At 72.0% G+C, this 12,050-nt stretch carries 8 protein-coding genes; 2 read left to right on the top strand and 6 right to left on the bottom strand.

Going from position 1 to position 12,050, the window contains the following annotated elements; all coding sequences use genetic code 11:
- The first annotated feature begins 438 nt into the window (after positions 1–438).
- The gene (locus tag WDW90_RS20650; protein WP_431311086.1) at positions 439–2,496 is read left to right on the top strand and encodes a peptidoglycan DD-metalloendopeptidase family protein; all 2,058 of its coding nucleotides are present in this window, start codon (positions 439–441) and stop codon (positions 2,494–2,496) included.
- A 7-nt stretch (positions 2,497–2,503) separates the two neighbouring features.
- On the opposite strand, the gene gluQRS is transcribed toward WDW90_RS20650, so the two are convergent.
- The 6 genes from gluQRS to WDW90_RS20620 all read right to left on the bottom strand — a co-directional run bounded on the left by gluQRS (position 2,504) and on the right by WDW90_RS20620 (position 10,384).
- Positions 2,504–3,364, bottom strand: a complete 861-nt coding sequence (gene gluQRS, locus WDW90_RS20645; protein ID WP_336489345.1) for a tRNA glutamyl-Q(34) synthetase GluQRS — start codon at positions 3,362–3,364, stop codon at positions 2,504–2,506.
- Entirely contained in the window at positions 3,361–3,642 is a 282-nt protein-coding gene (locus WDW90_RS20640; RefSeq protein WP_336489344.1) for a hypothetical protein, read from the bottom strand. Before WDW90_RS20640 ends, gluQRS begins: the two co-directional genes overlap by 4 nt.
- Before the next feature lie 50 nt (positions 3,643–3,692).
- Positions 3,693–5,747, bottom strand: coding sequence for an ATP-binding protein (locus WDW90_RS20635; RefSeq protein ID WP_336489343.1), 2,055 nt, complete (start codon positions 5,745–5,747; stop codon positions 3,693–3,695).
- An 838-nt stretch (positions 5,748–6,585) separates the two neighbouring features.
- Positions 6,586–8,841 carry a xanthine dehydrogenase family protein molybdopterin-binding subunit gene (locus WDW90_RS20630; protein WP_336489342.1) on the bottom strand — a complete coding sequence of 752 codons (2,256 nt, stop codon included), beginning with the start codon at positions 8,839–8,841 and terminating at the stop codon, positions 6,586–6,588.
- Between the two features lie 11 nt (positions 8,842–8,852).
- Positions 8,853–9,866, bottom strand: coding sequence for an FAD binding domain-containing protein (locus WDW90_RS20625; protein WP_336489341.1), 1,014 nt, complete (start codon positions 9,864–9,866; stop codon positions 8,853–8,855).
- Complete coding sequence (locus tag WDW90_RS20620; RefSeq protein ID WP_336489340.1) at positions 9,863–10,384, bottom strand: (2Fe-2S)-binding protein; 522 nt, start codon at positions 10,382–10,384, stop codon at positions 9,863–9,865. The genes WDW90_RS20625 and WDW90_RS20620 overlap by 4 nt, the downstream gene beginning before the upstream one ends.
- Positions 10,385–10,664: 280 nt before the next feature.
- Between WDW90_RS20620 and WDW90_RS20615 the strand changes: the two genes are divergently transcribed.
- Positions 10,665–12,050 (top strand): M20/M25/M40 family metallo-hydrolase, encoded by a 1,386-nt coding sequence (locus WDW90_RS20615; RefSeq protein WP_336489339.1) that lies wholly within the window; start codon positions 10,665–10,667, stop codon positions 12,048–12,050.

Here is a 12,050-nt window from a genome sequence, read left to right as displayed (position 1 = left end):
GCCGCAAGGACAACAGCCGTCCACGCTTCTCTTCCTCAGATTCAGTTGTCAAAGAACAACGGCCCCGACACCCGCCGGAACCACCCCGAAGACGACAGATCAGCAACATCTGGCTCCTGCCAGATCCTGCCGGTAGACTGTCTAGAGAGACCGGCGAGGCCGCCGTTCCGGCCGCCCCGTCGATGGGCAGCCGTATAGGTCACCCCATCCGGCCTGTCAAATGTCAATTTTCGGATCCTGAGATCGATGAGGGGCGCCCGCGACGGGCCGGCCGCCACGGCGCGGCGGGCGCGTGATCGGATCGGGCGCGCCTCAATCTCGACACGCTGCGCCCGGACATGCTTTCTCTCGGGGCAGGCCGGCGCGTCCGGCCGGAGGTTTGCCCGCTCCCCCGACGACGGGACCGCGAAACGGCGGTCTCTGCATGAAGGAAAGTCCGTGAAGCGCGGCCGTCTCAAGATCGAGGATGCGAGTCCGGCCGGCCGGGCGGTGCCCGGCCCTGCCATCGGCGCCGTGCCGCCCCTCGATCTGCTCGGCGCCGACGCGACCCGGATCGACCGGCGCGAGGTGAACCTCCGCTGGCTCTGCGCCAGCGCATTGACCGGCCTCACCGGCGCCGGCCTGATCGGGGCGGCCCTGCACGTCTCGCTTCAGGGCGACGTCTCCTTCGCGGCGATCCCCGAGCGGGTCGCGGTCGCGGCGCGCCCGCAGCCCAGCGAAGGCGGTACCAACCTCGCCCGCAAGGGCGACCGTCTCGTGCGCAACCTGATGATCGCCTCGGCCAAGCAGAGCTTCCGCTCGCCGGTAACCGTGCGGCTCGGCGAGCGCGAGATCATCAAGGTGCGGCCCTTCGTGCGGGTCTCGACCGCCCTGTCCATGTCGACGGGCGTCTTCGCCACCGACATCCCGCGCTTCGATCCGATGAAGTTCGTCTCGGACGAGCCGCTGGAACGCTCCGCCGAGGCCAACGGAGCCGACGCGCCGGGCGCCGAGGTATCGGTGGTCAAGCGCGACCTCGCGGAGGTCGCGGTCGAGGCGACCGCACCGGCGCTCGGCGACGATGACGTCACCGCGCAGGTCGAGGAGGAGCGGCGCATCGCGGCCGAGGCCGGACGACGCACGGCGCTGCCGCTCGCGCCGCAGATCATGCTGTCGCGCACCCTGCAGCAGGCGCCGTCCGGCCCCGATTTCGACACCGCCAACGCGATGCCGAGGGATGCGAGCCCCTTCAAGGCGATCGAGGTCCTGGTCGTCCCCGAGAACGTCACGAGGCTCGCCAAGGTCGAGATGCGCCCGAGCGACACGCCGCTCGTCGAGGAGCGCGACCTGGCGCTCAAGCGGGGCGACACGCTCGAATCGGTGCTGAAGGCCACCGGCCACAGCTCGGACGATCAGATCCGGGCCATCGTCGGCGCGCTCGGCGGCAAGGCGCGCACCGGGGCCCTCGTCGAGGGCCAGCAGTTCCGCGTGCAGATCGCCCCCGGCGTGAAGCCCGGCGACCCGCGGCAGGTGACCCGGGTGATCCTCTACGGCGAGAACGGCATCGAGGGCATCGCGGCGATGAACGACCGGGGCGCCTTCGTCTCGGTGGCGCCGCCGACGGAGGATGCGCCCGCACGCAAGGCGCCCGCCGCGGCCGAGAGTGGTGAGGAGGACGAGGAGGGCGGCGGTTCCGGCCCGCGGCTCTACCAGAGCCTCTACGAGACCGCGGCCCGCCACGACCTGCCCCGTTCGACCGTCGAGGACATCGTCCGGGTGTTCAGCTACGACATCGACTTCCAGCGCCGCATCTCCAGCGGCGACAGCCTCGACGTGTTCTACACCTACGACGAGGATGCCGGCCAGAACGCGGCGGAGCGGCCCGATCTCCTCTACGCCTCGCTCAATCTCGGGGGCGAGAGCCGCAAGATCTACCGGTTCCAGTCGCCCGACGACGGCTCGATCGACTATCTCGACGAGCAGGGCCGCTCGCTCAAGAAGTTCCTGATCCGGAAACCCATCGCGGACGGCATCATGCGCTCGGGCTTCGGCTACCGGCGCCACCCGATCCTCGGCTACGCCAAGCTCCACACCGGCGTCGACTGGGCGAACCCGATCGGCACGCCGATCGTGGCGGCGGGCAACGGCACGGTGATCAAGGCGGAGTGGGATTCGGGCTACGGCCGGCGCGTCGAGATCCAGCACATCAACGGCTACGTCACCACCTACAACCATATGTCGCGGTTCGGGCGGGGCGTCTCGGCGGGCGCGAAGGTCCGGCAGGGCCAGGTGATCGGCTATGTCGGCTCGACCGGGCTGTCCACCGGCGCGCACCTGCACTACGAGGTGATCATCAACGGCCACTTCGTCGACCCGATGAAGATCCGCGTGCCGCGCGGGCGGGAGCTCGACGGGCGGCTGCTGAGCGAGTTCAAGCGCCAGCGCGAGCAGATCGACGGCGTGATGCAGAAGTCGAAGAGCGCCACCGCGATGGCGCAGCGCGACACGATGCGCTGACGCCGCTTCAGCCGAACCCGAGGCTCGCCCGGACCGCCTCCGCCGTCACGCCCGCCGCCCGCAGGTCGGCGAGCGATCGCGAGCCTCGCGACTTCGCGAGCTTGGCGCCCGCCGCGTCCCGGATCAGGTCGTGGTGGTGATAGCGCGGCGTCGGCAGGCCGAGATGCCGCTGCAGCAGAACGTGCAGGTCGGTCGCCGCCTCCAGGTCCCGGCCCCGCACCACGTGGGTCACCCCCTCGGCGGCGTCGTCGTGGACGACGGCGAGATGGTAGCTCGTCGGGACGTCGCGGCGGCCGATCACCGCGTCGCCCCAACGGCCGGGAGCCGCCGCGACGGCGTGCTCGGTCCCGTCCGGAGCGAAGGCCAGGTAGCCGTGCGGCCCGGGCTCGGCCGCCAGCGCCCGGGCCATGTCGAGGCGCCAGGTATGGGGCTCGCCCGCCGCGATGCGGGCGACGGATTCGGCGGCCAGGGCTCGGCAGGTGCCCGGGTAGAGGGGCGAGCCGTCCGGGTCGCGAGGCACCGGCGTGACCGAGGCCGCTGCCGCGATGGTGCCGCGCGAGCAGAAGCAGGGATAGGCGAGGCCGCGGGCCGCGAGGCCGTGGAGGGATGCGCGATGGGCGCCCAGGTGCTCGGACTGGCGCCGCGCGGGCGTCGGAAAGCGCAGGCCGAGCCAGGCGAGGTCCTCGAAGATCGCCGCGACGAGGTCGGGGCGCGAGCGCACGGGGTCGATGTCCTCGATGCGCAGGAGGAGGCGCCCGTCCATCCGGCGGGCGATCTCGGCGTTGAGGAGCGCCGAGTAGGCGTGCCCGAGATGCAGCCGGCCGTTCGGGCTCGGCGCGAAGCGCAAGGTCGGGCGCGGCGCGCTCAACCGCCCGAATGGCGCAGGCAGCGCTCCGCCGAGGGCGTGCAGGCGATGCCGGGCAGCGAGCAGGCCGACCCCTCGGCCTGGCGCTGGCAGACGCGGCAGCCGTCGCTCCACTCGAGGCAGGCCGTATCCTCGCGCGGGTCGGACGCCGCGCCGTGCGGGCCACCGCCCGGCGCCAGCGCGCCGATCAGCACCGTGGCGGCGACGAGAGCGGCGATGCCAGCGGCGACAAGGCCGTCCCGGGCGGGCGGTTTCGGAGCGGAGGGTGTCTCAGCGGCCATGGGTTCCGTGTTGGCGCGGCGGGGACCACCCTGTCAACGCGCCGACCCCATCAGGCGGCGCGCGCGGCGTGCCGGCCGAGGAGGGCCGGGAGCGCCTTGAGGTTGAGCGGCTTGGCCAGGAAGGCGTCGAACCCGGCCGCGCGGGCGGCCTGCTCGTCCTCGCGGCCGGTATTGGCGGTGAGCGCGACGAGCCGGAGGCGGGGCCCGCCCGTCCGCTCCTCGCCGGCACGGATGCGGCGGGCGGTCTCGAGCCCGTCGAGGCCCGGCATGCGGATGTCGATCAGGGCGAGGTCGAAGGCCGCACCGTCCTCGTCGAGCCGCGCGAGCGCCTCGAACCCGTCGCGGGCCAGCACCACGCGCGCGCCGAGCCGCTCGAGCGCCTTGCCGGCGAGGAGCGCGTTGATCGGGTTGTCCTCGGCGAGCAGCACCACCGGCCCGGATTCGCCGGGGGCGGCCGTCGCGGCCGGGGCCTCGGCGATCCGGTGCGCCGGAGGCTCCGACGTGGTCTCGACCGGCTGGGCCGGGGCGAGGAGGCGGTCGAACAGGGAGCGGGCGCGCACGGGCTTGATCAGGTAGCTGTCGAAGCCGGCCGCCGCCGGCGCTCCGAACTCGCGCCGGTCGAAGGGCGAGAGTAGGACGAGGCTGCAGCGCACCCCGCCGGCGCGCGCCGCGTCGGCGAGCTGCCGCACGGCCGCGTCGCCGAGGGCCCGGTCGGCGATCAGCGCGTCGAAGGAGGCCGCCGGCAGGGCCGCGAGCCCGGCTTCCAGGGTCGGCACCACCACGGCGGCGGCGCCGGAGCGCGACAGGCGCCGGGCGAGGTAGGGCGCCTGGAAGGGCGAGTCGGCCACGATCAGGACGCGGCGGGCATCGAGCCAGACGCGGGCCGCGGGCTCGCCCTGCGCCTCCGCCTTCGGCAGCGGCAGGACCACCCGGAAGGTCGAGCCGCGCCCATGCCTCGACTCCGCCTCGATCCGCCCGCCCATGCGGGCGACGAGGCGGCGGGTGATGGCGAGGCCGAGCCCCGTCCCTTCGTGGGGACTGCTCGCGCTGGCGTCGCCCCGCTCGAACTCCTCGAACAGGCTCGGCAGCCTGTCCTCCGGGATGCCCGGCCCGGTATCCGAGATCGCCAGCGCGATGCCGTCGCGGTGCCGGCTCAGCGTCACGCCGACGCCGCCCGCCCGCGTGAACTTGATGGCGTTGCCCGCGAGGTTGACGAGGATCTGGCGCACGCGCTCGGCGTCGCCGACCACGCGGGGGCTGAGGTCGTCCGCCACGTCGAGGGCTATCTCGATTCCCTTGTCCTGGGCGCGAGGGGCGAGCAGCTCGACGACCGCCTCGGCGACGGCCGCCAGGTCGAAGGGCTCGGCCGCGAGGTCGAGGCGCCCGGCCTCGATGCGCGAGAAGTCCAGAATGCCGTCGATGAGCGACAGCAGGGCCTTGCCGCTCGTGCGCACCGCCTCGACATAGGTGCGCTGCTCCGGGTCGAGGCCGGTCTGGAGCACGAGGTCGGCCATGCCCAGGATGCCGTTGAGCGGCGTGCGGAACTCGTGGCTGACGGTGGCGAGGAAGCGGGATTTCGCGACGCTCGCGGCCTCGGCCCGGGCCAGCGCCTCGTCGAGGGAACGGGCCGCCTCGATCCGGGCCGTGATGTCGATGCCGGCGCGCAGCCACTGGGTCGGTCCGCCCTCTCGGGTCACCGGCATCTCCACGAAGGAGAACCAGCGCGGCTCGCCCGCCGCGGGCCGGATGCGCGCTTCGACCCGGCGGACCCCGTCGGGGTCGCGCGTCACGCCCCGGTCCTCCAGGATCTCGAGGTCTGCCGTCGCCCCGACGAGGTCGAGGGGCGTGCGCCCGAGGAGGCCCGCGAAGCCCTCGTTGGCGAAGGTGATGCGCCCGAGCCCGTCGCGCTGCACGATCACCTGCATGGTGGCCTCGACGAGGGCCCGGTAGCGCTCCTCGCTCTCGGAGATGCGCCAGATCCGGTCGTGCAGGTCCTCGACGGCCGCGTCCTCCGGCCGGGCGCCAGTGCGGCGCCAGAGCAGGGCTGCCAGGCTGAAGGCGGCCGCGAGCAGCGCGAGGACGAGGGCGATGTCCTTCAGGTCCATGACGCTCCGCCCATCTCGATCCTCGCGCGGGCGCGGATGCCCGGTGGCCGATGCCGTCAGGATCGCAGGGGAGGTTGAAGGAGGGCTTGCGAAAGGCGCTTAAGAATCCGTTCCCGGATTTGCGCGGTTTCGCCCGTATTCCGGCCTCCTGCGCGTTCGGCCCCGGACGCCGTCGCGCCGGGGTTGGGGCCGGGGGGAGACGCGGGACGCCGCGGAACCCTGATGTTGGAAGAGGAACCGGTTCCCCGGCGTCCCGCGGCCGCCGGGCTCGTGCGAGCCCGCCGGCCGTTCTTTTCGCGTCGCGGCTCTTTCCCACCGGTTGCGACCCCGAGCGTCCAGCCGGAGCGCCCGACTCGGCGGCCCCTGCCTGTAGCGGTCCTGTCCAAGCCGCGCCGGCCTCGTAGTGGGCCGGGATCGGGGCTCTGGAGGCGGCCTCGAGGGCCGCCCTGCGTCGCAGCCGGCGCCCGGGGCGGTGGTGACCTGGGCCACCGACGCGGGACGCCGCCCGGCCACCCCGGACCCGCACGGCCGGTCCGCCGCGCGGGCCTCCCGAACACCGGGCGGCCGACGACGGATAGGAAGCACAGTTTAGGAATTATGTCAAGGATTTTGTGAGCCGAGAGAGCGGATTCTCCCGCGAGGGTTCGCACATCCGCGCCTCTCCACGCGCCTCTCCTCCCCGCAGATCCCGGGCTTGCCCGAGATCTGCCCTTGCCAGCCCGGACCGGGCAGGCCCGATCCGGATGGAGAGGGGAATCGCGCCCCGTTTCCGTGGCTGAGCGCCGCCGCGATCCCTGAACCGCCGATCCCGAGCGGGCGCGGCGGGGCGGCGTCCCGCCTACCCGAGGATCTTGTCGACCGTGATCGGCAGGTGGCGGATGCGCTTGCCGGTGGCGTGGTGGACCGCGTTGGCGATGGCGGCGGCGACGCCGACGACGCCGATCTCGCCGAGTCCCTTCACGCCGAGCGGGTTCGCCTTGTCCTCCTCGTCCACGAAGATCACCTCGATGTCGTGGATGTCGGCGTTCACCGGCACGTGATACTCGCCGAGATTGTGGTTCATGAAGCGCCCGAGGCGGTGATCGAGCATCGATTCCTCCTCCAGCGCCGAGCCGATCCCCATCACGACGCCGCCGAGGATCTGGCTGCGGGCCGTCTTCGGGTTGAGGATCTTGCCGGCCGCGATCGCCGAGACGATCCGGGTGAGCCGGACCTGGCCCAGTTCCTCGTCGACCTTCACCTCCGCGAAGACGGCCGAGTGGGTATAGGCCTCGTAGGCGTCGTCGAAGTCCTTGTCGGGGGCGCCCTCGGCGGTCGCCTCGAGCCGCTCGACCCCGGCCGAACGCATCGCATCGACCAGCGAGACGCCGCGCGCGGGCTCGCCCGCCACCTCGATGCGCCCGTTCGTGAAGGCGACGCGCGCGAAATCGACATTGGCGAGCGGCGAGTTCTCCATTTTGCGGGCGAGCTTGAAGACCTGCTCGCCGACGTCGCGGCAGGCCTTCATCACGGCGGTGCCGGAGGAGGCGGCCGTCCACGAGCCGCCGGCGACGGGAGCCTCGGGGAGCCGCGTGTCGCCGAGCTTCGTCGTCACGTCCTCCATGGTCAGGCCGAGCGTGTCGGCCGCGATCTGGGTCAGGATCGTGTAGGTGCCGGTGCCCAGATCGCCCGTCGAGTTGCCGACCTCGAGCTTGCCGTCGGCGGTCAGGATCGCGTGGGCGCCCGACTTCATCATCATGGATTCCCACACGCCCGTGGCCATGCCCCAGCCGACGAGCTCCCGGCCCTCCCGCATGGAGCGGGGCTCGGGGTTGCGCTTGTCCCAGCCGAAACGGGCCGCGCCTTGCGCGAAGCAGGCCTTCAGCGCCTTCGAGCCGAAGGGCTTGTCGCCCTGCGTCCGGTCGCGCTCGGTGAAGTTCCTCAGCCGCAGCTCGATCGGGTCCTGGCCGGTGGCGCAGGCGAGCTCGTCCATCGCGGTCTCGATGGCGAAGACGCCCGTCACCGCGCCGGGCGCCCGCATGTCGGCGGGCGTGAACGTGTCGAGCTTGGCGAGCCTATAGGTCAGCTCGACATTGTCGCAGCGGTATAGGATTGCCGCCCAGTTGACGACGACTTCCTGGTAATCCTCGAACTGCGAGGTGCCCTCGATGCAATCGTGGCGCAGGGCCTGCAGCCTGCCGTCCGGGCCCGCGCCGAGCGTGACCGTCTGCAGCGCGTCCGGGCGGTAGCTGAAGGTCCACATCTGGTCGCGGGTCAGCACCACCCGCACCGAGCGCTCGAGGTCGCGGGCGGCCAGCATTGCCAGGAAGAGCTGGTATTGCGGGCGCAGGCCCGAACCGAAGCCGCCGCCGAGATACGGGTTCATCACCCGCACGTCGTCCTTCTTCAGGCCGAAGACGCTGGCGAGATAGCCCTGGCTGTTCGAGACGCCCTGGATCTTGTCGTAGACCGTATAGGTGCCGTCGCCCTCGTAGACGACGGTCGAAGCGTGCGGCTCCATCGGGTTGTGGTGCTCGATCGCCAGCCGGTAATCCTGGCGCACCTTCACGGGCGCCTTGTCGAAGGCGCCGTCCGCGTCGCCCCAGGGCTTCGGCGGCGGCTTGATGCCATTGCGGTTCATCGGGGGCCGGTAGGCGAGGTCGCGCACGGCCTCCGTGTCGGTGGCGGGCTCCTCGGCCTCGTAATCGAGCTTCACCAGCGTGGCGGCGAAGCGCGCGGTCTCGAAATCCTCTGCCACGACCAGGGCGACGGGTTGCCCGCTGTAGAGGATCCGGTCGTCGTAGAGCGGCCGGAAGGGCGAGCCGGGCGGCGCCACCGCGTCCTGGTAATTGTAGTTGAGCCAGGCGGTGCGGGGCCGATTCTCGTGGGTGAACACCTTGATCACGCCGGGCACGGCCTCCGCGTCGGCGGTGTCGATCGCCCGGATGCGGCCCTTGGCGATGTCGCTCGAGACTACGGTGCCGTGGGCGAGGTCGGGGGCGGCGAACTCGCCGGCGTACTTGGCGAGGCCCGTGACCTTGGCGGGGCCGTCGACGCGGCTGCGCGGGCTGCCGACGAAGGTGTCGCGGCCGGTGGAGCTGAAGGTGGCGACCATCTGGGCCTCTCTCAGGCGATGCGCTTGTCGGTGATCGATTGCGGCGTGCCGGCGGCGGCCTGTTCGAGGCCGCGCACGATGGCGCGCCGGGCGAGCTCGACCTTGAAGCCGTTCTCGGACTGGGGCCTGGCCTCGCGCACGATCAGGTCGGCGGCCGCCTGGAAGCTCTCGCGGGTGGCGGGCTTGCCCTGGAGCAGCGCCTCCGCCTCCTCGTTGCGCCAGGGCTTGTGGGCGACGCCCCCCAGCGCCAGGCGCGCGGTCCGGACCGTGTCGCCGTCGAGCTCCAGCGCGGCGGCGACCGAGACGAGGGCGAAGGCGTAGGAGAGCCGGTCGCGCAGCTTGAGATAGGTGACGTGCCGGCCATAATCATTTGCCGGCAAATCGACGCTCAGCACAATCTCGCCGGGCTGAAGGTTGGTGTCGCGCTCCGGCGCGTCCCCGGGCAGCCGGTGGAAGTCGCGGAAGGCGATCGCGCGCTCGCCCTGCGGCCCGCCGACCTGCACGCTTGCCTCGAGGGCGGCCAGCGCCACGCACATGTCGGAGGGGTGCGTGGCGATGCAGTGCTCGCTCGTGCCGAAGATCGCGTGGATGCGGTTGACGCCCCCGATGGCGGGGCAGCCCGAGCCCGGCACCCGCTTGTTGCAGGGCGTGCCCTCGTCGTAGAAGTAGTAGCAGCGGGTGCGCTGCAGGAGGTTGCCGCCCGTGGAGGCGGCGTTGCGCAGCTGCGCCGAGGCGCCGGCCAGGATCGCGCTCGACAGGAGGGGGTAGCGGTCGCGGACCCGCTCGTCGTAGGCGACCTTCGCGTTCGTCGCGAGCGCGCCGAGGCGCAGCCCCCCCGCGTGCTCCTCGATGCCGTCGAGCGGCAGCCGCGTGATGTCGACGAGGCGGCCGGGCCGCTCGACGTTGTACTTCATCAGGTCGATGAGGTTGGTGCCGCCCGCGATGAGACGCGCGCTCGGGTCGGCGCCGAGCGCCTGCACGGCCTCCGCGACGGTGCCGGCGCGGACATACTCGAAGCGGTTCATCGGGCGCCTCCCTGCATCACGTCCTCGATGGCGTCGACGATGTTGGTGTAGGCGCCGCAGCGGCAGAGATTGCCGCTCATCGCCTCGCGGATCTCCTCGCGCGACTTGGCGTGGCCCTCGTTCATCATCCCGACCGAGGAGCAGAGCTGGCCCGAGGTGCAGTAGCCGCACTGGAAGGCGTCGTGCTCGATGAAGGCCTCCTGGATCGGGTGCAGGCCGTTCGGGCCGCGATCCGCGAGGCCCGCGAGCCCCTCGACCGTGGTGATCTCGGCCCCGTCCTTCATCACCGCCAGCGTCAGGCAGGAATTCACCCGCACCCCGTTCACCAGCACCGTGCAGGCGCCGCACTGGCCGTGGTCGCAGCCCTTCTTGGTGCCGGTCAGGTCGAGGCGCTCGCGCAGGAGGTCGAGGAGCGTGGTCCAGGGCGCCACCTGCAGCTCGCGGGCCTCGCCGTTGATCGTCAGGCTGATGCCGATCCGGGTGTCCGCCGGGACGGGCGAACCGCTGTCGATGCGCATGGGGCGTTCCACTGGGCTTGGAGGCCCGGCCCGCGGGGGCCGGCCGGATACGGAATCGGCCCCTGCGCGCATCTTCGGGCGGGGGTCGCGGCGGGCGCGGCCTGACGGCGTGCGGCGCACGCTCGGGCCGAGCCCACTCGATAACCGTTCCAAGGTGCGGCTGTTCCCGCAACGGTTGTCCGCGGATTCTTCCGCACCGAGCCGCGACCGCGCCGTTTCCGTTTCGCGCGCGTCTCGGCTAACGCTGCGCGGGACCCGCTCGTCACGAAGGACAGACGCGATGGCTGCGCTCGACCCGATCCTCAACGATATCGACCGCGACCTCGACAACGCGCTGGAGCGCCTGTTCGCGTTCCTGCGCATCCCGTCGATCTCGACCGATCCGGCCTACGCGAACCATTGCCGCGAGGCCGCGCGCTGGCTCGAGGGCACGCTCACGGCGCTCGGCTTCGAGACCACGCTCGGCGAGACCTCGCTGCACCCGGTCGTGCTGGCGCAGGCTCCGAAGCCGGGGGCGCCGCACGTCCTGTTCTACGGGCATTACGACGTGCAGCCGGTGGACCCGCTGGACCTGTGGGAGACGCCGCCCTTCGAGCCGCGCCTCGCCGAGGACGCGTCCGGCGCGAAGCGCATCGTCGGGCGCGGCGCCTCGGACGACAAGGGGCAGGTGATGACCTTCATCGAGGCCTGCCGGGCCTGGAAGGCGATGGCCGGCGCGTTGCCCTGCGGCGTCACCATCCTGATCGAGGGCGCGGAGGAGAACGGCTCGCAGGGCCTGCCCGAATGGGTCGCGCAGAACCGCGACAGGCTCGGGGCCGACATCGTGCTCGTCTGCGACACATCGATGTGGGACCGGCGCACGCCCGCCATCACCACCTCGCTGCGGGGGCTTGCCTATTTCGAGGTGAAGGTGACCTGCGCCGACCGCGACCTGCATTCGGGCTTCTTCGGGGGCGCCGCCCGCAACCCGGTCCACGTGCTCGCCCGCATCATCGCCGATCTCCACGATGCCGAGGGGCGGGTGGCGCTGCCGGGCTTCTACGAGGGCGTGCGCGAGACGCCGCAGGCGGTGCTGGAGCAGTGGCGCGGCCTCGACCTCAGCCCGGAGACATTCCTCGGCCCCATCGGGCTGAAGGAGCCGGCCGGGGAGCGCGGGCGCATGCTGATCGAGATGATCCAGTCGCGGCCGGCCTGCGACGTCAACGGCATCATCGGCGGCTACACGGGCGAGGGCACCAAGACGGTGATCGCCGCCCAGGCCAGCGCCAAGGTTTCCTTCCGCCTCGTCGACGACCAGGACCCGGAGGTGCTGGCGGCGACCTTCGAGGCCTTCGTGCGGGAGCGCATCCCCGCCGACTGCTCTGTCGAGGTGATCTGCTACAAGGGCTCGCGGGCGATCAGCCTCCCCTTCGACATGCCCCAGCTCGAGACCGCCAGGGCCGCGCTCGAGGCCGAGTGGGGCGTGCCCCCGGTCACGGTGGGCGCGGGCGGCTCGATCCCGATCGTCGGCGACTTCAAGCGCATCCTCGACCGCAACACCCTGCTGATCGGCTTCGGCCTCGACGACGACCGCATCCACTCGCCGAACGAGAAGTACGACCTGCAGAGCTTCCACAAGGGCACGCGCTCCTGGGCGCGCATCCTCGCCGCCCTCGGCGGGGTCTGA

The organism is Methylobacterium nigriterrae, from assembly GCF_037106235.1.
Taxonomy (GTDB): Bacteria; Pseudomonadota; Alphaproteobacteria; order Rhizobiales; family Beijerinckiaceae; genus Methylobacterium; species Methylobacterium nigriterrae.
This window is presented reverse-complemented; position numbering and strand designations above follow the sequence as displayed.